Source organism: Methanococcoides sp. DA23, assembly GCF_057593895.1.
Genome location: NZ_CM172520.1, coordinates 1,628,940 through 1,653,502 on the forward strand (window position 1 = coordinate 1,628,940; position 24,563 = coordinate 1,653,502).

The window sequence follows — 24,563 nt, forward strand, 5'->3', positions numbered from 1 at the left end:
ATTGAGAGATGTCAAGACCGTTCGATCTAACTTGATACTGATGCGAACATGCAAATTCTAGGCTCTGTTAGAACTTTGGGGAATTTACTCTTTGTTTTTTTCACGATTCTTTGACTTCAATGAGACATTATCAGGGATTGCCATTTACACTGGTCAAAAAAGAAGAAATAAAGAGAAGGTTGTCATGGACTTTTCCCTGTCGAAGTTATGAAAGGTCAGATACTATTGATATAATGACAGAAATAGAGAACAAAGCCATCAAAATAAGCCCCTTGTGCCCGTTCATCATATCTAACATTTCCGCATAAGGAAGGTTAAACTTAGTAGATAGAGAAGATAGATATAACTTTTAAAAATAGATAAGAAACAGAAAAATTAGCAGGTAATCACAATTCTCAATGGAATTATGATTCTGAACCCTTAATTTCCCTAACTTCTGGATATCTACCTCCTCCAGTAGACATACTATTACCTGCCTTAAACCAACCATCCTGAGAACCTATCATTGCCAGATGACTATGTTGATAATAATAATCTTGTCTACGTGAGTTATACCAGCTATTAGTTCCCTCTAAGTTTACATTTAAAATAACTCTGGCATCTTCCTCACTAATGTCATATTTTACATAAATGTTAGAAAATGATCTGGAGGAGTTATCTGAGTTAATTGGTATAATTAAAGCATTCTCTATAGGGTCAAGAGTGTCAATGATATAGTCTGTTTCATAATAGTTATGCAACACAATATTTCGTTTTCCACTAACCCTTATTGGTAAAACATTTTCAACAGCGATCATAGTACCACTAGGCGTTTTCACAAAGTAGCAATCCCATTTTTCATTGCGAGCATTACCATTTTTCACACTCACAATAAAGGATTCACTAAACGATAAATTATCTTTTCCCAAAACTACTGGAATATATATAGTTACATTATCGATTATAGTAGTAATGTCGGGAGTAGAAGATACTCGAAGTTCAAGATCATACACATAGTTACTATTTAGGTCATCTCCATAATAGTCCCAATCCATCATATCCTGGGCACTTTCTGCAAAACCTAAAAAAATTAAACTACCAAATATTAAGCCAACATACAAGAGCACAACTAAAATTATGATTATGGAAATACCAAAACCAACCTTAAGAATCTTATTCATGATTAACTTCCAAAAATAACTTAACTTCAAACTTGAAAATATCCATTTTTTCTATTTTTATGATCAATAATAAGTCATCTCAATAAAATGTAGAGTATACTAAATAATTATTTTAATGTATTTATAACTTTCATTACTATCTTTTACATTTCATTCAAGAATGTCAAAATATGTACAATTGTGGAGTGTAACTGCTTATACCTGACATTTATGTGTAATTTGTCAAAAAATGTACGATTGTTAAATTAAGTCAACAAATTTCTTTACTACATCATTTCCAAACAATGATAAATACAGGAAGTTGACATATTGTAACTATATATAAAGATCATCTGTGGGAGATGGGTAGATGCCGTTGAGTATGGAAAAAGGCAATTCGAACGGGGATAGTATCAAACTGAAGGTAGCTGAGGCAACTCAGGAAGATGTGGGAAAAGGCATTGTGCGTATCGATCCGAAACACAGGGAAAAGATCGGCGTTGGGGAATATGAGGTAGTAGAAGTAGAAGGGGAGCGTAAAACATCAGCACTGGCGGTAAATACTGATCCGGTAGATACAGGGCTTGATGTCATCCGAATGGATGGTCTTATGCGTGCCAATGCAAAGGTCAGCATCGGAGATCATGTGGAGGTCAGGAAAGCGGAGTGGAAGGAAGCAATTAATGTCACCCTTGCACCTGTGAGCAAAGGAATGCACATCTCAGCTTCAAGTGATATACTTGCATCTGTTTTCAGGAACAGGACAGTATCAAAAGGAGATTTTATCTCTACAACAAATTTCAAGAGATCAAAGAGCAGCCCTGCCAGAAGCATGATGTTAGAGGATATGTTCAGTGACCTATTTGATTACTCGTTCGGCCTGGGTGAGATCAAGATGCAGGTTATCTCAACATCTCCAAAGGGCATTGTAAAGATCACTGATCAGACAGAACTTCAACTGCTTCCTGAAGCGGTGGAGCTCCCGCCGGAGCAGTCGATACCAACTGTGATGTATGAGGACCTGGGTGGTATCAAACCAGCAATTTCCAAAATAAGGGAGATGATAGAGCTTCCGTTAAAGCATCCGGAGCTATTTGACAGGCTGGGCATAGAACCACCAAGGGGAGTACTGCTGCATGGCCCTCCCGGGACCGGCAAGACAATGCTGGCAAGGGCAGTTGCCAATGAATCCGATGCTTATTTCGTATCCATCAATGGCCCCGAGATCATGTCAAAGTACTATGGCGAGTCCGAGCATCAGATACGTGAGATCTTCGATGATGCCGAACAGAATGCACCTGCGATAATATTCCTTGATGAGATCGATTCCATCGCACCGAAAAGAGCAGAGGTTACCGGAGAGGTCGAAAGGAGGGTGGTCTCACAGCTCCTTTCATTGATGGACGGTCTGAAAGAGAGGAAGAATGTCATTGTTATTGGTGCGACCAATCGTCCGGAAGCCCTGGACATGGCCCTGCGTCGTCCCGGAAGGTTCGATCGTGAGATCGTTCTGCATGTGCCTGATCAGGACGGCCGGCTGGAAATATTCCAGATACACACCCGTGGGATGCCACTGGCAGATGATGTGGACCTTAAGGCACTGGCCGAGACTACCTATGGGTTCGTGGGAGCGGACATTGCAGCCCTTTGTCGGGAAGCTGCAATGAGCTCGCTAAGGAAGGTCCTTCCCCAGATCAACCTTGAAGATGAGCACATCCCGGTCGAGATCCTTGAAAAGCTGAGCGTTACGTCGGAAGATTTCAACTTGGCACAGAAGGATGTGGAGCCATCCGCCATGAGGGAGATCATGATCGAGACACCCAATGTGGGATGGGGCGATGTCGGGGGACTGGAAGATGTAAAGGAACTGCTCAAGGAAGCTGTTGAGTGGCCCCTTAAAAATCCGGAATCTTTCCAGCGTATAGGAGTGGAATCTCCAAAGGGAGTTTTGCTCTATGGCCCTCCTGGAACCGGTAAGACCATGCTGGCAAAGGCCATCGCCCATGAATCAAAAGCTAATTTTATAACCGCAAAGGGAAGCGACCTGCTTTCAAAGTGGTATGGGGAATCTGAAAAGCACATCTCAGAGATGTTCGCCCGTGCCCGACAGGTAGCACCATCCATTATTTTCCTTGATGAGCTTGATGCCCTTGCACCCATACGCGGAGGAGCAATGGGAGAACCACAGGTCACCGAGCGTATCGTGAACCAGCTACTCTCCGAGCTTGACGGTCTTGAAGAGCTTCACGGTGTTGTGATCGTAGGTGCTACGAACAGACCAGATATAATCGATCCGGCACTGATCCGTCCGGGAAGATTTGATGAACTGATACTTGTCCCTGTGCCAGATCTGCCCACCCGGCGTAAGATCTTTGATGTCCATACCAGAAAGATGTCACTTGCAAGTGATGTCAATATAGATGAACTGGTAACTTCAACAGACAAGTTTACAGGAGCTGATGTTGCCGCAGTCTGTAAAAAAGCAGGGCGCTTTGCCCTTCGTGAAGACCTCATGGCAAACGAGATCACACAGAAGCACTTCCTAAAAGCGATATCTGAAACAGGAACATCGGTTACCTCTGACACCATGAAATATTACGAGGGCCTTAAAGGAGACCTTCAGACCAAAAGATCAAGGGAGATAGAGAGTCCTGTCTATGGCTGATACTTATTGAGAGATGTCAAGACAGACCTATCTCACTTTGCACTGATGCGAACATGCAAGGTCCATGAAATTATATTGAACCCTCTCCCAATTTGTTTTATATCTCATGCCCAACATCATTAATATTGGGTAAATAAGGGGGATTTGAAAAACCCTGTGAGGCGGGGCTTGAGATTACATTCCTCCGTATCTATGGGAGTGGTTACATGAAGAAAATGGTCTCTATGAATCCAGCAACAGGGGAAATAAATGATGAATTTGAATATTATTCCGAAGAGAAGATCGACCGAACCTTAACAAAGGCAAGGGCTACTTTTCTTGAATGGAAGGATCTTGACATTTCCGAAAGAGCACATTATCTAAGAACGGCGGCTGCACAACTAAGAAAGGACAAGGATGAACTGGGCCGAATCATAACTATCGAGATGGGTAAGCCCATCAAGGAATCAGTTCCCGAAGTGGAGAAATGTGCGTGGGCTCTCGAATACTTTGCGGAGAATGCGGAGAATTTCCTTGCACCGGAAGCTGTGGAAACCGACGCTCCGGATTCCGGGGTCTCGTTTGAACCAAAGGGAGTGATCCTCAGCATAATGCCCTGGAATTTCCCGTTCTGGCAGGCCATTCGTTTCGCTGCACCGGCACTCGTAGGAGGCAATACGGTCATACTGAAGCATGCCAGCTCCGTGCCCATGTGTGCTCTTGCGATCGAAAAGGTGTTTGCTGATGCAGGGGTTCCAGAAGGTGCATTCCAGACCCTGCTCATCGACGGCAGGACCGCCTCGGAACTTATCGCAAGGAATGAGATCGCAGCGGTCACCTTCACAGGCAGCCTTGATGCAGGCAGGAAGGTGGCGGAAGCTGCAGGCAGGAATATGAAAAAGGCTGTGCTCGAGCTTGGAGGGAGTGATCCGTTCATCGTTCTTGATGATGCCAATGTGGAGATGGCCGCAAAGGCGGGTGTGAACAGCCGCTTCCAGAACGGCGGCCAGAGTTGCATTGCAGCCAAACGTTTCATAGTTACCGAGGCTGTAGCCGATGAATTCCTGCGTATTTTTATTGACTCCGCACAACAGCTAAAAGTAGGGGACCCAATGGACCCACTAACAGATGTGGGGCCCCTCGTCAATGCGCAACAGGTGGACATCATTGATGCACAGGTAAAGGATGCCCTGGACAAGGGTGCTGACCTCCTGCTTGAAGGGGGAAGACTTGACAGGCCAGGGGCATTCTATGCACCTGTGATACTCGGTAATGTTAACGAGAACATGCGTGTGTTGAAGGAAGAGACATTCGGACCCGTTGCCCCTGTTATCATTGTAAAGGATGAGGAGGAGGCCATTCGGGTTGCAGGCAACAGCGATTTCGGGCTTGGTGCCAGCCTGTGGACCGAAGATAGGGAACATGCAATGGAGATTGAAAAACGTATCGAATCCGGCATGTTGTCGGTGAACTCAATGGTGGCCTCGGACCCACGCCTTCCCTTTGGCGGTGTCAAGAAGAGCGGAATAGGACGAGAACTGTACAAGTATGGACTTTATGAGTTCATGAACATCAAGTCGATCAAGGTGTATTGATATGAAAGGAAGCGAACTGTTTGTCAAATGTCTGGAAAACGAGGGAGTGAAATATATTTTTGGCATCCCGGGAGAAGAAACACTGGATCTCATGGAGGCACTTTCGAGGTCCGACATTGAATTCATTGTGGTAAGGCATGAACAATCCGCAGCATTCATGGCGGATGTATGCGGACGCCTGACAGGAAGACCCGGTGTATGCCTTTCCACCCTGGGTCCGGGAGCTACCAATCTCATGACCGGTGTAGCGGATGCCCATCTTGACAGGGCACCCCTTGTGGCCATTACCGGCCAGGGTTCCCTTGACAGGGCGTATAAGGAATCCCACCAGTTTCTGGACGTTGCGGGAATGTTCAGCAGGATCACTTCCTGGAATGCGACTGTGACCACTGCACACCAGATCCCGGAACTGGTAGGGAAAGCATTTGATATCGCCACGGATGTGCCCGGAGCTGCTCACATTGAACTGCCTGAGGATGTATCTGCCCAGGAGACCGATGCACTGCCCCTTGAGAAAAAGGAATACTCCCATTCATGTAGCTTTGATGAAAAGGAATTGCATAAGGCCATCGAACTTATCTCGGGTGCGACCCGGCCTTTGATCATTGCCGGGAACGGTGTGATCCGTGAGAATGCTTCCCTTGAGCTGGAACAATTCGTGGAGGCAGCCAACATCGGTGTTGTTACCACTTTCATGGGGAAGGGTGCAATTCCCGCAGACGATGAGCATTTTATAGGTTCCATGGGGATGTCCGAAAATGATTTCATAATGTGCGGTCTGGATGCAGCTGACGTGGTCATTGCCGTTGGCTTCGATTCCGTGGAATATAGCCCGGACCACTGGAACATGGACGGTTCAAAAAGCATTATTCATGTTCAGAACAGGCATCCTGCAATAGAGGCCAGCTATATCCCGGAATGTGCACTTCTAGGCACACTTAAGGCAACCCTCCGTGCACTGACCTCTGCAATTACCCCGCAGGAATTTCCGGACCATTACAGGAATATCAAGGTTTCAATGGAGGACGAATTACTTCGCTACAAGGATGACTCCGCATTCCCGGTGAAACCCCAGCGCATTCTCTGGGAGGTCCGACAGAAACTGGATCGCGAGGATATACTGGTCAGCGACGTGGGTGCTCACAAACTCTGGATCGGAAGACTGTATCCAGCCCTCGCCCCTAACACCGTACTTATGTCGAACGGCCTGGCTGCCATGGGATTTGGCCTACCTGCCGGCATAGCGGCCTGCCTTATGCATCCTGAAAAGAAAGTTGTGACGATCGCAGGAGATGCAGGTATCCTCATGAACATCCAGGACCTGGAAACCGCTGTGAGACTGAACTGCGATCTTGTGATCATTATCTTTGACGATGCATCCTACGGGCTTATCGAGTGGGAAAGCAATACTAAATTCGGTGAGTCCTTCGGTACCTCTTTCAAAAACCCGGACTTCGTGGGACTCGCAAACAGTTTTGGTGCCAAGGGAATACGCATAAGCAGCGCTAACGAACTTGGTGATGCCCTGCAAAATGCCTTTAAGGAAGGAGGTGTCTGGTTGATCGACGTTCCCGTTGATTATTCGGAAAATATGAAACTCACAACAATACTGGAAGGCAAGTATTGCCCCGTTTAAGCGGTTGGTGCCACGCAGTTTCAGAATGGATCATGAACTTTTAGCTTTGCAGCGGAAGCACTGCCCGGTATGTTGGCAACCATGTTCCCATTTGAGGGATAGGTCATATTAGGAATGGGAATTAGAAAGGGTTCAGATTCCACCCCCTCGCAAATTTCATTGGGGATATAGGTAACGTGAAAAAACCGAGATCCCAAAATATTATCTTAAACTATTACCCTTTTTAAAATAAATGATATAATTATAATAACCTCAAATTGCTCATCGGTTTTTAAGACTAAATTACTTTTACTTTTGGAAATTGCTATAGGCATTAGTATATATATGGTAACTCTAGAATATTATTTAATATGAGTTTGTTAATTCTTGTCACAATATGTGTGATGGGAAAATGGAGGTTGAAAGATGAGCAAAAATTTAGAAATGGCAAAACAGTTTTACGAGGCATGCGAAACTGGAAAAGGATGGGAAGTCTGTAAGCAATACTGTCATCCTGATGCAACATTCTCTGCCCAAGCAGGTGCATTGGATGGAATAAATACTGTGGAAGGTTACACCGAATGGATGAAGAACTTACTAACCCCAATACCAGATGGACATTATGAGCTGCTTTTCCTTGCAGAAGATGAGGAAAGGAATAGCGTTGCAGCTTGTGCTGTATTCCACGGAACTCAGACTGGTCCAGGTGGTCCTGTGCCTCCAACAGGTAAGACCGCTGCAGCAGACTATGCCTATCTGATGGTATTCGAAGGAGATCATATCAAACACATGATCAAGATCTGGAATGATATGATCACTCTCCAGCAGATTGGTTGGGCTTGAAGTCTCTATCGTTTATTTTACTAGATAATCTTGAGAAAGGGACAACAACCCTTTCTTTAATCGTTTTTCAAACTTCTCTACCAAGCCTTTTATCCCTGATTTTTAAATTGTCCTTAGCAACATTCTCCCCAAAACTCCAACCTTTCCCTAACATGTGCATTCAGAGTAAAAGGCTTCTCGCTTTTAACATTCTGCTTCATATAATGCAAAGTACCCTTAGAGAAACCCATTTTCTTCCATTCGATATAAGATATGTCAATAACCTTCCTCAACAGATAATATCAACACCAACTTCTAATGTTAATAAAGCATTGATGTATATTGTATTTCACTATTTTTCTAAAGTGTATTGACAAGAGGTGTTATGTGTGTCAAAAAATATGTGTGCATGGAAAAAGGATGACATAAGAGACAAGGAAGATGAATTTAAAAAACTTGTTACAGGTGCAAAATTCTATTGCAAAAATTGTGGAAGGGCATCAAATGACATGAAGTACCTTTGCAGACCGGGGAAACTATAAAGCAATCTTGGAGCACATTAATTAGTTTACTTAGCTGGCTTGAGCACTTTAGGAGCAGTCCTAATAATAGGAGTAGTTTATTTTTTAAATTCGGCAGACCAGATATAAGTTAAATCTTATGATTCATCAACAACATTCTTCTCAATTCTCCAACCGTTCCCTCACACGAACATTGAGAGTAAACGGCTTATCACCCTTAACATCAGCTCCTAAGTTTTGCATTTCATTCAATATCTTCAAATAATGTACGTTAGCTATCTTTAACAAAATTAAAAGGAAGGTTAAAGAGAGGGGAGAAGTGAGGATGGGTGAAAGAAGACATACACCAAAAAATAAAAACAAAATAAAGGAACAGGGCTGACCTGCATCAGCCCGTTTCAACTTTAACGGCGGTGTATGCAGCTTTTTCCAAGAAGCTCAATTGCCTGTCCCACGAACTGACCGATGGCCTCCGTGGAATCATAGGTCACTTCGATTCCCATTGAATCACACAGGAGATCTGTGATATCCTTTTGTTTTACAGGGGCTTCCATCATATTGGAGGTGAGGTTAAGCTGGGATCTGGAGGAGAGAGTAAATAAAGAGACGTTTGTCCTATTCTTAACCTTAACAAAACAGGTAAAGTTAAAGAAGTACTGAATTTAAGTATCTAAACACAATGTTGTTAAATTTATCATATTGCTCAATTGAACATACGTGTCCACAATTCTCAATTATTTCTACTTGAGAATTGTTTATTTTCTTACTATGCTTCAAAGTGTCTTTTAAAAAAAGATGATCCTCGTTTCCTGAAACATATAGGACTTGGATATCTTTGTTTAATTCATCTAACCAGGTTAAACTTTTTTTTGTTTGGGGAACGAGATCAACCCATTTACAAAATTCATCATAACCTAATTTTTTTGCTTCGTTCACAAAAATAGTTCTTGATCGCTTGTGATTGTGTTTAGGCATTATTATATACGCAAAAAATCTGTAAAGGATCATATAATTGATCAATCTTTTGAATGTTATTGCCAAAAATAGTAAACAATTTGTTCTTATGTTGAACTTGGTGATACCTCCACCCATTATCAATGAATTTATTTTTTGGGGATAGAGGATGGCGAAGCGTAGACATATTAATGAACTAAAAGAAAACCCTACAAAATGAGATGTTTTAATTTTGTAGTGATCTAATGTATTATTTATAAAAATACATACTTTATCAAGGTTAAGCTCTTCACTTATTTTTTTCTTATGCATTTCCAGCACAAGCAGGTTATAACGTTTTGAAAAAAATTCAATTTGTTTTTTCCAGGTTCTAGCACTGCCTCCAAAACCATGAATAAAAGTGATCCAATCAGCTGAATCACTTTTGTAGTAAACTTCGGCATCAAATCTTTTTTCTTCTGCCATCGGTTATTCCTTTCTTAAATGCAAGATATTTCAAAAATTTTGGAAAGTTTTTTTGATTATGTTCGGGCATTTTTTTGAATAGTTCTTCTGACTTTGCGGCCCATTCTTCAGCCCTTTCAAAACTTTTCTTTGCAAGGTCCTCAGCTGATTCTGGATTTGATAAATGAGTTGATCTTGCATCTCCTTCATTAACTACATCAATAATTGCCTGAGGATTATCTATTAACGGACAGGGTCTTAATGGATTTTGTGAAAATGGTTGAGCATCTCTAAAGGCAGTGAAGAATTTTGACCTGAGAGCTTCAGCAAGTGATACTTCGTGTATGTTTGAATCTGAATAGTGGCAAAATGCACAGGGTTCAACATCACCTTTAGCATTAATGTGCACAAAACCAACGCCTGCACCAAGACAACCAAAAGCTAAGTGACCGTTATTCCAAAAATCGATGATCACATAATCGTGTTTTATGCAGTAATCTTTAATTTTTTCTTGTACGTATGCTCTTTGTTCGGCAGTGCATACCAAAGAAGTATCCGCAGTACTTCCCACTGGGATATATTGGAATAACCAGCCAAACCAGGCACCTCTTTCACGCATATGATCCAGAAATTCATCACTAGCTATGGTCTTGTAATTTTTTGAATGATAGCATGCTGAAAAAGCAAACGCAATTTCCTTGGATTTCAGAATATCCATCGATCTGATCGCTTTATCATAAACGCCTGCCCCTCTTCTAAAATCATTTTCTTCTTTTGTCCCTTCAATACTTATAAAAACATTTAAATTTCCTAATTCAGCCATTTCATCGGCAAATTCTTCATCGATCAAAGTGGCATTAGTAAACGCTCCAAATGTCATTTTATCATGCTTTCTGCATAATTTAAGGATATCATCCTTCCTTAGTAGAGGTTCACCACCAGTCATTAAGCAATCCATGATCCCTAATTTTTCAGCTTGACATAATATATCATCAAACTTTTCATATGAGATATTATGGCCACTTTCATAGTCTTGAGACCAGCAACCCTTACACTTCAAATTACAGTTACTGGTTGGATCTACAAGAAGAACTCTTGGAATCGAACTTTTATTTTTGAATCCATTGTATAGCTCTTTTAAGGTAACGAAATTGCCCATTGTCAAATGAGTCGTTATTCTCTTAGCTAAAAAAAATTGCTTACATCTATAGATGTAAGCTTTGTGATGAGGAAATGGAGGAATTTCTTCCTTTTTTCCATTGATCATTAAATGCTTCAGTAGCAACCCCTCCAAACCTTATTTTTCAGTCACAGATACTTTTTGTGGAATTACTCCATCAAAAACGAATTCGCCATCTGAATTTGAGGTCAGACTTTTTATTTCAAGTCCTGGAACAACAGTATATACCCGAGGGAAGTAATCTTCCATTACACTTACACTTTCATCAGCCATATATTCAGCTGGAAGTGGAGCAGGTCCAAGATTGAATACTTCCGGATTTCCGCTTAATTTATTATCTGTAATGCTGATCTGTCCTTTACTATAGATATTTAATTTACCTGGTAATGGAATAGGGATATCATCTGCAACATCTGAATATAGATCGGCTTTAAGCCTTTTTATATCAACAGTACTTGACCCTTCCATGGTCCCATCTGGTGAAACCTTTACTTGCAGATCATCGAACCACCAAAATGAAGGTGCGATCTCATTTAACAGAGCTGTTGACTCCTCTGCAGTTAAAGTAAATTGTTTTCTTTCATATTCTGAGAATTCGAAATTGTAATCATGAATTGATTCTTTTTTTGCATCTTTTTTATATTCTTCTAATGCTTCGCCAGTTAACCCTTTGTATTCTATCTCCATACCCGTTTTTTCCAAAGCACTCAGATAATCTTCATGGGTATATTCAACTCCCAGATCTTTAGGTCCGAGTAATGAAAAACTTGCATAAGCTGAAAAAACACCACCTATGATCACTAAAAAAGCTATTATGAATACATATTTAAGTTTGCTCTTTTCTTCGCTCATTATATCACCTACACATTATTCCATATCAGTCATAATAATCTCGAAGCTATTCTATATAAATTAATATCCTAATATAAACAGATTCTAATAATAATAATTTAATTAATGAATTTAATTGTGAGGTTACGCTTGTAGAATAATTATATTTCACTATGAAATATAAATATCCAAAGTGGAAATATTTCTTATCGTAATATTTAGATTGTGTCCATGCGAACAGAAGAGAGAGTAGGAGTGAAGAAGGATAATAGAGCATATATGCTAAAAATAAAAACAAAATAAACAGAGCTGACCTTCATCAGCCCGTTTCAACTTTAACGGCGGTGTATGCAGCTTTTTCCAAGAAGCTCAATTGCCTGTCCCATGAACTGACCGATGGCCTCCGTAGGATCATAGGTCACCTCGATTCCCATTGAATCACACAGGAGATCTGTGATATCCTTTTGTTTTACAGGGGCTTCCATCATATTGGAGGTGAGGTTAAGCTGGGATGCGCATCCTGCACAGTTGGTCACAAGATAATCGGCTCCTGTTTCAGTGGCCTCACCGATACGCTTCTGTCCGCAATGGGCCACTGTTGGAAGATCATTGAATGCGGTTACAATGCCACAACAGAGGGCTTCTTCCCTGTTATGTTCCATCTCCACGAATTCTACACCTGGAATGGCTTTTATTATATCTCTTGGGTAATCATAGGCATTGAACCATCTGGAAACATGACATGCATCATGATATGTTACCGTCTTGTCCAGTGGATTTTCAAGCTTCAATTTGCCATCCTTGATAAGTTCATCAAGCAGGACGACCACGTGCTTTGTCTCAACATCCCAGTTCAGTCCGAGCATCTCTGCAACGGCAGAATACTGCTCCGTGAAGGTGGCAAAACATCCGGGACAGGAGAATATGAGTGTCTTGATACCTTTCTCGTTGATCAGGTTGATGTTTCTCTCAACAGCCTTTACGAAGTCCTCGGAATATCCCCCAAGTGCGAGGTAAAGACCACAGCAGATGTCGTCCTGTGCTCCAAGATTCACAAGCTCAATATCTGCCTTCTCCAGTATCCTCACTATGTTCTGAGGCATGTTCTTGGTAACGGCAGATGACCAGCATCCCGGCCAGTAACCGATCGCTCCCGTTTCAGCCATCTTCATGTCATCTGTCTTCCAATCAAGGGCTTCCTTAGGCAGTCCCCAGAAGTTTCCTGAATTGAGCACGTTCTGCCTTATCATGCCAAGACCGGTGTTCTCAAAGTCCTTTCCACCCATGATAGAACGCATGCTTATGAACTGGTGAGCGATCTTCAGGTCAGTCTGACACTTGATGTCACATTTCTTACAGGTAGCACACAGGAACATATCGGTTGCCAGTTCCTCATCGAATTCAATGTTGCCTTTGAGATATTCGGCAAGCAAATACCACTTACCCCTTGGCGATTTGCTTTCCCAGGGGTCTGCTTCATACACTGTACAGGTGGTCTTGCAGGCCCCACACTGAGCACAGATGAACGCATCCTTACCTATTTCTTCAGGTAATTTGTCAGCATACTTGTATTCCACATCCTTTCCTTCCATTATCTTACCGGCAAGGCTCATGATGGATTTACCCTTGCTTGCACCCTTCATGGCAATTGAAAGCTGCTTTATCGGAGAGTCCTTTTCAGCCGAAGGTGGCAGGACCTTTCCAGGGTTCATAATGTGTTCGGGATCGAATTCCTTCTTGAAGGCAACGATCCTGTTGAACAGATCTTCACCCAGCAGCTCCTTTGACTCATCGGTGAAGAATATGCCTGTGGCCGTCAGTCTGCCCCCATGCTTCTTTGCAATATCTGCCACAATGAGCGAGGATGAGAATTTCAGCGGATAATTTGTTTTCCTTTCATCGGCCAGCATGAATCCCATCATGATGAACCTGTCAGGAGTTTCCATTATACCTTCAAAGACAAAATCGCCCTTGAACTTCTTATCAACTGACTTAAGGAAATCCCCCATTGAATCCGCAGGTACGATCAGTTCACTGGCGATCAATGAAGGACCAAGACGCTTGAGCCTCATGGTGTAGAACCTATTGTCCCACTCATGCCTGGCAACGTTCTCAGGAAGGACCTCACCTTTATTTCGCCTGACAATATCTTCCACTTCGGATGCAACTTCGGGAACTGATTGCTTATACACGAATTGTGCAAGATACTTGCCCTTTGGAAGAGTTGTATCGTTTGCAGCCTTCTGGCTAAGTTCCACATAGCCGGGAGTCTGTATGCTCACTGACCAGACCTTAGTTCCTGCTTTTCGAATTTCATCCAGTGCAGCCTGCAATTTCTTTTCATCATCGAATGCTGCAAGGATTGGAATTTGTTCTTCGTCCTTTTTCACATTGAATGTGACCTTTGTGATTATACCTGTGATACCCTCAAGTGAATAAACAAGGTCAAGGTCATCCCCTTTCATTACCTTCAAATTACCCTGTGGATCGACCATTTCAACGGAAACTATGTTGTCCCGGAACGTACCGTACTCATAACTGCCAATTCCACTACCACCCTGGGCAACCCATCCGGCAACAGTGGAAGTAGGAGCACTGCTCGGATACAGGCGCAACGTCAATCCGCTTCTTTTAAGCTTTCCATCGAGTTCTGACCAGACCACACCTGGCTCAACCTCTGCGGTGAGATCTTCAGTATCCAGAGAAATTACATTTGTCATTCGGGCAAAATCTATGACAATTCCATTTGCAACAGGAACAGCTCCACCGAACCCACTGGATGCTGCACCCCTTGGAATGATAGGAACTTTATTCTCAATTGCAAGTTTCACAAGAACGGATACCTCATCAGCATTCACAGGCTGAACAACTGCATCGGGCATTGTGGCTATCGTCTTTTTGACAGAGTATGGAATAACTCCCACATCATGGGAATATACTAATCTTTCAAGTTTACTGAAAGATACACGATCTTCAAACATCTCTTCGAGCTTGTTTTTTAATGCTGTATTAATTCCATTGTTGGTCATGGACTATCCCTCATTTTTTCTGAATTCTATTATGCATTCGTATCCGGAAGATCCGGCAGATAAGTAAGAGTGTTAACAATAAGACGTTGAAATTGAATTTATATAACCTAACCTTCTACTGTATCGTAAAAGCATGAAAAAACATAAAGGGCTTAAAATAAGCAAAGGCGTTAAAATTCATTAGGGCTTTGAAATATTATAGATCCTGAAATAGCATGTACAAAGGAACGAAACTAAATAGAATAGTAAACAAATGCCATTTGGATTACATTCGGGACAAGATCAAAAATGCAAGCATCACTCATCGATACGATCTTCCTTTCAGAGAAAAGAAAGAACTTACTTCTGCTTCTAATGGACGGACCGAAGGATATCGATGAGATAAAGGAAGTACTCGATGTTACATCCAGTGCCATGCTTCCACAGATCAAGAAACTGAGAAAACTTGACCTTATTGCATATGATGACAAAGTCTATTCATTGACAGATGCTGCACGGATACTTGTCAAGAAAATGAAACCCCTTCTTGGTACCATCGAAGTTTTCGAGGACAATTATGAGTACTGGATGAGCCGTAACCTGAGCTGTATTCCCGAAGAATTTCGCGACAGGATATGGGATCTGGAAAAATGCGAGCTCAAAAAGCCTGATATGACATGTATTTTTGAGCCTCCAAAAGAATTTAATGACAGCCTTGCAAAGTCAGCAAGTATCGAAACCCTTGCTTCCTTTTTCCACCCACAGTGCCCTCATAACTATGCCATGCTTGCCAAAAGAGGCATCAATATAACGCTTATACTCACAAAAGCTGTTTTTGACAGGATGAAACAGGATCGTGAAAAGGACCTGAGGACAATACTTGGATCGGACAGGTCAGAACTGTTCATTTTGAAAGAAGATGTAACAATAGGGTCGATCTCGGTCACTGATAATATTTTCATGATAGCGCTTTTCAATAAAGAAATGGTGCTTGATCACCTGAAGCTTACAAGCTCTGATCTGCAGGCTCTGCAATGGGGATCGGACCTGATAGAGCACTTCAAGAAACTATCAATACCTGTAGAAAAAGAAGAAATGCTTCAGGAAATTACTAAATAAGAGAGTCAGAAAGAGATTTTTCGTTATGGCGAATAGTCGCCCACCTCCTCTCCTTCTCGATCACTATCATCATACACATAGAACAGCTTTCCTTCAGTTTTAAGATATAATTGAACCTTTTATTTCCCCAGGGGACTTCAGGAACATGCAAATCTCCAAAGAGTTACCCAATGTAAGTTTAATTAAACATAAATTGTGAGAAGATCGAACACAAAACCAATTGGTTCTGTAGAGATCCTCTTCTCAAAATTACCTGCCTTACGACTGGCATTTTAGATTACATCATTTCTTTTTGTATTTATTGGCACAACCCCGGAAGCATCACCAATTACATTGACGAGTTCGGTATCTGTACCAACGATGATCTTTGTTCCGTTTTGCAGTGCAGCAACGGTCGATTCAAGTTTCTTATAATCGATTGCATTATCGACAAAGTATTTTTGAATTGATTCGTTGACCAGCTTTATCTGTTCTGCATCGGCCTTTGCGACTGCTGTTATTGCATACGCTTTTCCGTTTGCTTCAAGGATTGCGGCTTCTTTGAGACCTTCCGCCTTCTTGATCTCCGCACGTTTGAAACCATCCGCCTCGATCTCGGCAGCATTGGCAAAATCGGCAGCAGCGATCTTTTTGTTATTTGCTTTCACGACTTCGTTCATTGCCTCTTGAACATCCTGAGGGGGTTCAATTCTCTGGATCTCAACACGAAGGATATCCACACCATAGCTTTTTGTTTCCTCGTTCAATACTTGTTCCACACTATCGTTTATTTCAGCGCGGTTCTCGTTCGCATCGGTCAATGTCATTTTACCAATGACCGCCCTGAGTGTGGTTCGTGCAAGTGAAGAAAGCTGGCGTTTATGGTCATCGACGTGATAAAGTGCAGCCTGTGGATCATTTACCTTATAGTAAACCACGGCATCAACGATCGCGTTCAGTTTGTCACTTGTGATAACCATCTGCGGATCGACATCCACCATCTGTTCGGTAATGTTAACGATCCTTACTTTGTCCACGAATGGGATCAAGATATGCAATCCGGGTTCAAGCACCTTTGTGAATTTACCAAAACGTTCGACCACACCGTATTCGATTGGTCTGATCTGTGCAAAAATTATCGGGTTAGATCTCAATTCTCTATTTGTATCTCTCTGTGATCTTTCAGTGAAAGCCATATACATCACTCCTCTTAATTTTATGATGGAAGTTGCACTATATAGATTTGTCCGCAATATAGAGTTGCCTTAAAGTTCAGAGCCGGAAAATAGAACCTATAAATAAATGAAAACAGATACTAAATGTAGATGGATGAAAATGGCTGTGACCCAAAAAAGCTGAGACTTTTCCCCTTGCTCCTCATAACCTTCATCGACACCCTTGGCTTTGGGATAGTCATCCCCTTCCTTGTTTTCCTGGTGGACCAGTTTGGGGGGAACGCCATTGTTTACGGATTCATCGGTGCCATGTATCCGGCTTTCCAGCTAATAGGGGCACCCATACTGGGACGATGGTCTGACATTCACGGAAGGAAGAAGATATTGCTCATAACACAGGCAGGAACATTATTGTCCTGGATAATATTCCTGCTTGCATTTTTCACTCCTTTGAAGACCCTGATTACCGTAGATTCCACGATATTTGGAACATTTATCATCACGATACCCCTTCTCATCCTGTTCATAGCAAGGAGCTTTGACGGGCTTACTGGAGGAAACATAGCCGTAGCAAATGCCTACCTTGCGGACATAACCGAGGAAAAGGACCGTAACAAGAACTTTGGGAAAATGTCCATTTCCGCGAACCTGGGGTTCATAATAGGACCGGCACTTGCAGGACTGCTTAGCATAACGATCTATAAGGAACTGGTCCCAGTACTTGCTGCTGCTCTGATATCCCTCACAGGAACAATTGTGATACTGCTGTATCTGCCGGAATCAAGGCAATGCATAATACAGAAAACGAAGAAGATCGGTTTCAGAGAAGTGATTGGAATAAAGAACATACCATATATGTTGTTGCTATATTTCCTGATATTTTTAGGATTCAATATATTCTACACAGCGTTCCCGCTTCATGCCATAAGGTCCCTTCAATGGTCCGTTGCTGATATGGGGATATATTTCTCAGTACTTGGGATCCTTATGATAATAGTACAGGGACCCATACTTAGCCAGGCGGTGAAGAGGTATTCGGATGCTCATCTTGCCATAACCGGAAGTGTTGTACTCGGTACGAACTTCGTCCTGCTTGCATCCGGGAACGTTGCCCTCACATATCTCGCAGCTGCCTTCTTTGCACTTGGGAACGGGATCATGTGGCCTTCGATCCTGTCCATCATCTCAAAACTTGCCGGAACAGAGAATCAGGGTGCTGTGCAGGGCTTTGCCAGCAGTTTTTCAAGCCTGGCCAGTATTGCAGGACTTATTCTGGGAGGTTTTCTCTATGAGATACTTGGAGGAAGAGCGTTCATAATGGCAGCATTGATCATCTACACAGTGTTCCTGCTGTCCTTCAGGATGCTTTCTTTTGAAAAGAAAATACAGGAAGAGACGGAAAATAAATTATAAAAAAGGAAAAAAGGAAAGAAAGTAATCCTGAAAGTACCACATATTTCGATCTGAGATATTCTTCAGATACAAAACATAATAGCTTTGATGATACCGATAACAGATGCTTATTCTTCTTTACTTATTGGATCCATACTTATCACGATATCCTTTAATGCAAATGCAAGTTCCACAAGTTTATCATAATCAATGATATCTGGTGTGTCTTTTTCTGTATGTGTAATTGTTTTCATCAAAAAAGGTATGCACTCCGATGTAAATGCCATGGTCTCTATGAGATCTTGTGCGAACATCATATGATCACCGCTATACCAGGGTTCTCCTTCCGTTAAACCTTCGTATTTGGATAAAGTTTTACAGATGTTTTGTTTTGTTCTATCTGAACACTCATAGAATGAATAAGCGGTTTTACCTTCTTTGTAGCCCACATCATCGATATTGATAGTTAGAATTATCTTATCGAAGTCTTTTTGATACTTATGCAGATAATCCATTTGTCCTGCCACACTGTAGTGATCCTCACCATTTAAAGCCACAATTTCAATGCAAATGTTGCTTTGATGATCTGAAAGCATTTCAGCAAGAAGTAATAGTACCACTGTCCCAGAAGCATTGTCTGACGCACCAGGTGTGCTGGCCCTTGAATCTATATGTGCACAAATAACAATTTTCATATCCGCGTCTGGATCTTTCCGCAAAATGACATTGCAGGCTGTTGAAGGGATCCTTTTGGAATCTATCCTTAATTTGAACATGACGCCTGTTCCTTTGGCTATTTTTTCACCAACAGTATCCGTGCAATATGCACAAGGGATGTCAAAATCACCATCTTCTATAAGGGGATAGGGGTATATTGCTCCTACAAGTTCAGGTTTGGTTTCTGTGGCAGTGATTATGGCGGCTGGTCCTTTTGTCTCTAGAAGAGAATATATTTTCTTATGATTTTCGGGATTATAGAAAATGAAATTTTTTGGCATCAGCGGTTCATCGCATATTTTGCCCTTCATCAATAGGATTTTATCCCTGCAGTTGCATTTTTCTAATTCTTCAATGGTAGTAACTGTTTCTAATTTCGCTTCTACATCACATCCAAGAGAAAAAGGGCTTGGATATATCTCAAAAGATGTGTCCATATGCATAAGGGAAGAATCCCCACTCTCAAAATCCATGCAATCAAAGGAATCACTTTCGACTGAATAGCCATAAGAGGTAACAATTCTCGCAAAGAAGTCTGTTGCTTCATGATTACCTGCCGAACCAGTGCTTCTGGTCGGCTTTACATCACATAAAGTATTCAAGTAGAACTCTGCTTTTTCTGAATATTCTTCATTCTCAGTTCTTTTATTGAATTTCATATTAATTCTCCAAGAATTGATCTAACCCATCTTTGCCAGTCAAAAGGTAGTGTCCCTATTTTGATGTGAATTTACCCAGTACCCATCTATACTTGGTCTTTAAACGTAAAATATCTATTTATTGTGATCCGGATTTGATCATAGTCGATCGACATTCATATTTGCCAATTGTAAACCAGTGTACCACCAAATTCATTTTCAAAAGAGGATTAAAGGCATTAAACTTTAGTTCAAGATCCTGGTTAAAAAAAGGATATGACCCTGACAAATGTGCCAGGTTCAATTTCATTATTTTGATCAATTTAGTCAGCGAATTGAGAAAGCCTGTTATGTAGATTATTTCTCAACCACCAAACATGCGTATTAAATTCCAAATTCAATTTCTACAGGTCAGGATATTATCCGGATCTCAGCAGGAAGTTTTATATGAACCTCGGTCCCCATCCCATCCTGACTTTCGATCCAAACATCCCCTCCATGCATTTCTACAAAATGCTTCACAAGAGCGAGACCGATTCCATTTCCACCATATTTGCGTGTTGATGAACCATCTATCTGATAAAATGGGTCGAATAATTTTTCAATCTCTTTTTCAGGGACACCAATTCCTGAATCCTTAACTGAAATATTCACCTCATTTTTTCCTTCTCGTGCTTTGATAACTATTGACCCATCATGTTCACTAAACTTTAGTGCATTGTTAATTAGATTGTTCATTATCTGTTTCATTTTGTCCTTGTCAGCATCGATAACGATCAGGTCTTCAACATCGAGATCTATGGATATGTTCTTCTCAATTGCAAATGGAATTGCATTTTTCTGGACCTCTTTGAACAGATCAGATAGCAGGAACTTTTCACAATTGAGTTCAGTTGCTCTTGCTTCTATAGCTGAGAGGTTAAGTATGTTATTTATTATCTTTAAAAGATTTTGTCCATTTTTATTTATATTTTCTATAAATTTCTTTTGACTTGAATTAAGTTCCCCATGAGTTTCATGGCATAAAACATCCGAAAAACCAATTACAGAGTTAAGTGGAGTTCTTAGTTCATGACTCATATTTGCCAAAAACTCACTCTTGGAACGATTTGCAAGTTCAGAAGCTATTTTTGCATTTAGTAAATTCTTTTCGAAAATTCTGCGCTCTGTAGTATCTTGTCCCGAGCAGAGATAACCTTCAATGTAACCGTTTTTGTCATTTAATATGGATAGATTCCATGCAATCCATTTTTCTTCACCGGCAGAATTTAAAATTGGATTTTCATAATAATTAATTTGTTTGTTATTATCTGATGTTAAATATTCAATTTGTTTTTCAACTTGTTCGCGAATATTTTCAGGTAAAAACTCCTCACACCAATTCTTGCCAACAATATATTCCTCTTCATAACCAAGGATCTCACAACCTTTTTTATTTATTTGAATTACTTTATTGTTAACATCAAGAACCAACATTACAACTTTAGCAACATCAAAATATTTTTGTGCCCGATCCTTTTCGGCTATCATTGCATCTTGTATTCTTTTAAGTTCGGTTATATCAACTGTAGTTCCGAATAGCTGCAACGTCCCTTCAGAATTAACTTTTGCTATTGCTTTTTCATATAGCCACAATTGAGTTCCATCGGGTCTTATGACCCTATATTCATAATAATCAAGAGGGGACTGTGTATGAACATCTTTAATTAGTTTTTGATGTATTTTATTTATATCCTCGGGATGTATAGAACTTAAAAATGTATTCCAATCAATTGTTCCTTCTTCTGCCCCTAACAATTTATCTGCAAATGGAGATACATAAGTATTAATAAAATTTCCATTTTGTACCACATCGGTTTTCCAGAACATAGCATCCATTGATGAAACAACATCTTTGTATTTTGCTTCACTTTCTTTCAAACCTATTTCTACTCTCTTGCGTTCATTTATCTCTTGTATCAGTTTCAGGTTGTTGTATCCTAGCGTTGATATCTCCTTTGCAAAGAGTGAAAACAAGTGTAGCACATTCTCGAATTGTTCCTCAGACATTTGGTGGACATCGTTGTATGCATCTAGCATTTCATCCACATCAGCACCAATTTCACTGGCATACTTCTCTATCGATTTAGGATCAAAATTTCCCACATTGACTTGTCCGATAAGCCAGTTGGCAATATGTTTTCCGCCTACGATTATAGGAGCGCTGGAATCCATCAATCTAAGGCTATGACATTTTTCATAAATGGGTTCCCTAAGTTCATTCGCCTTTATTCCCAATATCATGTCGGATCTCTGACAGTTCCTTTCTCCATCTTTTGTGCTACGCACTATCTGACAGATCTTAGAGAAATTGCTTGGTCTGGTTATGGGACTGCCATCAGTTTCGGTAATTATGGAAGCCACACCATTCGCCTTTGAAAAAGTGTCCTGTATTAATTGAATATGTTCAAGATCTATTATGTCCAGTAGTGACAGATCATCCAATTCATTTTTTGATGAAGATATGTAGTCAAGTTTCACCTGAAGTAATTTATTTTTCTTCTTCAGTTCCTCATTTAACCTGTTGCGTTCTGTAATATCTCTTCCAATACTGAGTACAGCGGTTTTCCCTTCATACTCAATAAGGCGGTTACTTACTTCTATAGGAATGTGGGAACCGTCCTTGCATAGAACTAATGTTTCAAATATAGAATGTTTGATCTCAGGTAGGATTTTGACATCATCAATTAACTTTGATCTATATTCAGGTGGAACCAGATCCATGATTGACATTTGCAGAAGTTCATGTCGGCCATAGCAAGTAACTTCGCAAGTAACTTTGTTCACTTTCAGGAGTTTACCTTCTATATCGTGTATACAAATTAGATCATTAGAGCTGTTAAAAATGTCTCTGAACTTCTTTTCAGATTTTTTCAGCGTATTTAGCATCTCTTTATTCTTGGTTATATCACGCAAGATTGACATAACTGCAGGTCTATTTTCGTATTTAATAATGGAAGCACTGACGCCTAATGAGATCCTATTTCCATCTTTACAAAGAAGATCGAATTCATATCTAGATGGAATATTCTTACCATTATTCAATCTATCAATATGTCTCGTAAGAACTAATTCTCGATGTTCTTCGCATACATGGTCTGAAAATGGTTTTCCAATTACTTCTTCTGGACCGTATCCCATTATTTCCAGCATTTTAGAATTCGCAAATTTCAACAAGCCATCTTGGGAAATAACAATTCCATCATTTCCTTTTTCTACCAGAGTTGAGTATTTTTCTTCACTTATTCTCAATTCATTCTCTGCTAGCTTACGCTCTGTGATATCTGAAATGATCGCTAATATTGAATCATTTCCGCTAAGAACCAGACGAGCTTCAAAATCAGATGTTTTTCCATCTATTAGAAGCTGATAATCAAAATGTTGCAATTCTTTTGTTTGCATTAACTGTTCAATTGAGTAAATGATCCTGTCAGCAACTTCTTTTGGCAGGACTTCACTGACTTTTTTACCTAAGAACTCATCAGGTTGAACATATGTGCTTACATTAGCTGATGGGCGATAATCAATGATGGTCCCATCTCTAGTGCATTGAAAGATCATATCCGGCAAAGCATTCAAAATTGCTTTATTCATAAAGTCCGTTTTTTGCAGCTTTACTTCCATTTCCTTGCGCTCAGTGATGTCACGGATTATTGCCATATTTCCGGATTTGCCTTCATACTCGATGATCGATCCATTGAGCTCCACTGGAATAAAGTTTCCATCCTTTGAAATTATCTCTAACTCATAATTGTTTGGAACATTTTCGCTGCTAAATCTCTTATTGTACCTTTCCTGTACGATTTCCTTATATTCAGTTGAAACTAGATCAAAAAAAGATTTACCGATTATTTCATCCTTTGAAAATCCGCAGATTTCTATGAACTTTTGATTTGCAAATTTAAGCAGATCGCCTTGAATTATGATGATCCCGTCATTTCCATTTTCCACTAGACTTGAGTATTTTTCTTCACTAGCCTTCAATACAGCTTCTGCTTTCTTGCGTTCACTTATATCTCTGCCAACGCCCATTATTGCAGGACTTCCTTTGTATTTGATCGGGTGAAGGTTAAGTTCAACTGGTACCAAAGAACCGTCTTTGCATCTACTAATAGTTTCGACGATCCCGCCTCCCTGATTTATTTTAGCAATAATTTGCTCACCTATTGTTTCTATAAATTCAGGAGGTGTTATGTCCATTACCGTCATTTGCAATAATTCGTCCTTTGGATATCCCAATCCATCGCAAGTGACCTGGTTTACTTCCAAGAACTGTCCATCAGGAGCATATATAAAAATGGCATCATTAACAGAATTAAATATCGTTTGAAAATCGTTCTCCAATTCTTTCTGCTTGGAAACATCTATGAACGATATCATCATAGCAATTTTCTCATACGAATCATCCCGAATTATATTAGCAGAAACTAGAGTTATGATATGGGAGCCGTCTTTTTTTCGAACTGTGAGTTCACCAGACCAAGAACCTTTTTCATGAATATTTCCTATTAATTCTGTTGCTTCGACTTGTTCATCCCAAAAAATAGCCGCATTATCACTCAAAAATTCGTTTTTGTTATCAAAACCAAACATCTTTAAAAAAGAAGTATTTACGTAGATGATTGTTCCTTCAATATCTGTTAACGCAATAGCACTAATACTTGATTCGATCGCTTGGTTTTTTAGTGACAATTCCTTTTCAAAAGTTGAGATTCGTTTTTTTAAGTCATTGCCCATGAATTTACCCTCAT

General features: G+C 40.6%; 16 protein-coding genes and 1 pseudogene. 7 read left to right on the forward strand and 10 right to left on the reverse strand.

Translation table 11 applies throughout. The features are described 5' to 3' along the window. Positions 1 to 404: 404 nt before the first annotated feature. Positions 405 to 1,160, reverse strand: coding sequence for a hypothetical protein (locus AC20MK_RS07870; protein ID WP_487355308.1), 756 nt, complete (start codon positions 1,158 to 1,160; stop codon positions 405 to 407). Positions 1,161 to 1,521: 361 nt separating this feature from the next. Here AC20MK_RS07870 and AC20MK_RS07875 point away from each other — a divergent pair, with 361 nt between their 5' ends. The 4 genes from AC20MK_RS07875 to AC20MK_RS07890 all read left to right on the forward strand — a co-directional run bounded on the left by AC20MK_RS07875 (position 1,522) and on the right by AC20MK_RS07890 (position 7,836). Then, the gene (locus AC20MK_RS07875) at positions 1,522 to 3,804 is read left to right on the forward strand and encodes a CDC48 family AAA ATPase (protein WP_487357087.1); all 2,283 of its coding nucleotides are present in this window, start codon (positions 1,522 to 1,524) and stop codon (positions 3,802 to 3,804) included. A gap of 206 nt (positions 3,805 to 4,010) precedes the next feature. After that, the gene (locus tag AC20MK_RS07880) at positions 4,011 to 5,378 is read left to right on the forward strand and encodes an NAD-dependent succinate-semialdehyde dehydrogenase (protein WP_487355309.1); all 1,368 of its coding nucleotides are present in this window, start codon (positions 4,011 to 4,013) and stop codon (positions 5,376 to 5,378) included. Between the two features lies 1 nt (position 5,379). Further along, the gene (locus AC20MK_RS07885; protein ID WP_487355310.1) at positions 5,380 to 7,014 is read left to right on the forward strand and encodes an acetolactate synthase large subunit; all 1,635 of its coding nucleotides are present in this window, start codon (positions 5,380 to 5,382) and stop codon (positions 7,012 to 7,014) included. Positions 7,015 to 7,419: 405 nt separating this feature from the next. Beyond that, positions 7,420 to 7,836, forward strand: a complete 417-nt coding sequence (locus tag AC20MK_RS07890; protein WP_487355311.1) for an ester cyclase — start codon at positions 7,420 to 7,422, stop codon at positions 7,834 to 7,836. A gap of 113 nt (positions 7,837 to 7,949) precedes the next feature. Here the strand turns inward: AC20MK_RS07890 and AC20MK_RS07895 are convergent. Then, positions 7,950 to 8,105: pseudogene (locus AC20MK_RS07895) on the reverse strand (CRISPR-associated endonuclease Cas1); the annotation flags it as partial. A gap of 99 nt (positions 8,106 to 8,204) precedes the next feature. Here AC20MK_RS07895 and AC20MK_RS07900 point away from each other — a divergent pair. Next, on the forward strand, positions 8,205 to 8,357 hold the full coding sequence (locus AC20MK_RS07900) for a hypothetical protein (protein ID WP_487355312.1): 153 nt from the start codon (positions 8,205 to 8,207) through the stop codon (positions 8,355 to 8,357). 383 nt (positions 8,358 to 8,740) lie between these two features. Here the strand turns inward: AC20MK_RS07900 and AC20MK_RS07905 are convergent, their stop codons facing one another. From AC20MK_RS07905 to AC20MK_RS07925, 5 genes are all read right to left on the reverse strand, one after another. After that, on the reverse strand, positions 8,741 to 8,893 hold the full coding sequence (locus tag AC20MK_RS07905) for a hypothetical protein (RefSeq protein WP_487355313.1): 153 nt from the start codon (positions 8,891 to 8,893) through the stop codon (positions 8,741 to 8,743). An 88-nt stretch (positions 8,894 to 8,981) separates the two neighbouring features. Continuing rightward, positions 8,982 to 9,755 carry an alpha/beta fold hydrolase gene (locus AC20MK_RS07910; protein ID WP_487355314.1) on the reverse strand — a complete coding sequence of 258 codons (774 nt, stop codon included), beginning with the start codon at positions 9,753 to 9,755 and terminating at the stop codon, positions 8,982 to 8,984. Continuing rightward, positions 9,733 to 11,001, reverse strand: a complete 1,269-nt coding sequence (locus tag AC20MK_RS07915) for a radical SAM/SPASM domain-containing protein (RefSeq protein WP_487355315.1) — start codon at positions 10,999 to 11,001, stop codon at positions 9,733 to 9,735. Before AC20MK_RS07915 ends, AC20MK_RS07910 begins: the two co-directional genes overlap by 23 nt. A gap of 30 nt (positions 11,002 to 11,031) precedes the next feature. Then, on the reverse strand, positions 11,032 to 11,766 hold the full coding sequence (locus AC20MK_RS07920; RefSeq protein ID WP_487355316.1) for a hypothetical protein: 735 nt from the start codon (positions 11,764 to 11,766) through the stop codon (positions 11,032 to 11,034). A gap of 314 nt (positions 11,767 to 12,080) precedes the next feature. Further along, positions 12,081 to 14,774 carry an FAD-binding and (Fe-S)-binding domain-containing protein gene (locus AC20MK_RS07925; RefSeq protein ID WP_487355317.1) on the reverse strand — a complete coding sequence of 898 codons (2,694 nt, stop codon included), beginning with the start codon at positions 14,772 to 14,774 and terminating at the stop codon, positions 12,081 to 12,083. Positions 14,775 to 15,062: 288 nt separating this feature from the next. Here AC20MK_RS07925 and AC20MK_RS07930 point away from each other — a divergent pair, with 288 nt between their 5' ends. After that, positions 15,063 to 15,872, forward strand: coding sequence for a helix-turn-helix transcriptional regulator (locus AC20MK_RS07930; protein ID WP_487355318.1), 810 nt, complete (start codon positions 15,063 to 15,065; stop codon positions 15,870 to 15,872). A gap of 272 nt (positions 15,873 to 16,144) precedes the next feature. Here the strand turns inward: AC20MK_RS07930 and AC20MK_RS07935 are convergent, their stop codons facing one another. Next, positions 16,145 to 17,047: an SPFH domain-containing protein gene (locus AC20MK_RS07935; RefSeq protein WP_487355319.1), complete on the reverse strand. Its 903-nt coding sequence runs from the start codon at positions 17,045 to 17,047 to the stop codon at positions 16,145 to 16,147. Positions 17,048 to 17,176: 129 nt separating this feature from the next. Here AC20MK_RS07935 and AC20MK_RS07940 point away from each other — a divergent pair, with 129 nt between their 5' ends. Further along, entirely contained in the window at positions 17,177 to 18,439 is a 1,263-nt protein-coding gene (locus tag AC20MK_RS07940) for an MFS transporter (RefSeq protein ID WP_487355320.1), read from the forward strand. A 107-nt stretch (positions 18,440 to 18,546) separates the two neighbouring features. On the opposite strand, the gene AC20MK_RS07945 is transcribed toward AC20MK_RS07940, so the two are convergent. Continuing rightward, entirely contained in the window at positions 18,547 to 19,794 is a 1,248-nt protein-coding gene (locus AC20MK_RS07945) for a M28 family metallopeptidase (RefSeq protein ID WP_487355321.1), read from the reverse strand. 390 nt (positions 19,795 to 20,184) lie between these two features. Continuing rightward, positions 20,185 to 24,549: a PAS domain S-box protein gene (locus AC20MK_RS07950; RefSeq protein ID WP_487355322.1), complete on the reverse strand. Its 4,365-nt coding sequence runs from the start codon at positions 24,547 to 24,549 to the stop codon at positions 20,185 to 20,187. Between the last annotated feature and the right edge of the window lie 14 nt (positions 24,550 to 24,563).

Coding starts and splice junctions, on each gene's coding strand:
- AC20MK_RS07885 (WP_487355310.1), top strand. CDS start 5,380: ATGAAAGGAAGCGAACTGTTTGTCAAATGTCTGGAAAACGAGGGAGTG.
- AC20MK_RS07905 (WP_487355313.1), bottom strand. CDS start 8,893: ATGATGGAAGCCCCTGTAAAACAAAAGGATATCACAGATCTCCTGTGT.
- AC20MK_RS07945 (WP_487355321.1), bottom strand. CDS start 19,794: ATGAAATTCAATAAAAGAACTGAGAATGAAGAATATTCAGAAAAAGCA.
- AC20MK_RS07940 (WP_487355320.1), top strand. CDS start 17,177: ATGGATGAAAATGGCTGTGACCCAAAAAAGCTGAGACTTTTCCCCTTG.
- AC20MK_RS07920 (WP_487355316.1), bottom strand. CDS start 11,766: ATGAGCGAAGAAAAGAGCAAACTTAAATATGTATTCATAATAGCTTTT.
- AC20MK_RS07925 (WP_487355317.1), bottom strand. CDS start 14,774: ATGACCAACAATGGAATTAATACAGCATTAAAAAACAAGCTCGAAGAG.
- AC20MK_RS07880 (WP_487355309.1), top strand. CDS start 4,011: ATGAAGAAAATGGTCTCTATGAATCCAGCAACAGGGGAAATAAATGAT.
- AC20MK_RS07875 (WP_487357087.1), top strand. CDS start 1,522: ATGGAAAAAGGCAATTCGAACGGGGATAGTATCAAACTGAAGGTAGCT.
- AC20MK_RS07870 (WP_487355308.1), bottom strand. CDS start 1,160: ATGAATAAGATTCTTAAGGTTGGTTTTGGTATTTCCATAATCATAATT.
- AC20MK_RS07930 (WP_487355318.1), top strand. CDS start 15,063: ATGCAAGCATCACTCATCGATACGATCTTCCTTTCAGAGAAAAGAAAG.
- AC20MK_RS07910 (WP_487355314.1), bottom strand. CDS start 9,755: ATGGCAGAAGAAAAAAGATTTGATGCCGAAGTTTACTACAAAAGTGAT.
- AC20MK_RS07950 (WP_487355322.1), bottom strand. CDS start 24,549: ATGGGCAATGACTTAAAAAAACGAATCTCAACTTTTGAAAAGGAATTG.
- AC20MK_RS07890 (WP_487355311.1), top strand. CDS start 7,420: ATGAGCAAAAATTTAGAAATGGCAAAACAGTTTTACGAGGCATGCGAA.
- AC20MK_RS07935 (WP_487355319.1), bottom strand. CDS start 17,047: ATGGCTTTCACTGAAAGATCACAGAGAGATACAAATAGAGAATTGAGA.
- AC20MK_RS07915 (WP_487355315.1), bottom strand. CDS start 11,001: ATGATCAATGGAAAAAAGGAAGAAATTCCTCCATTTCCTCATCACAAA.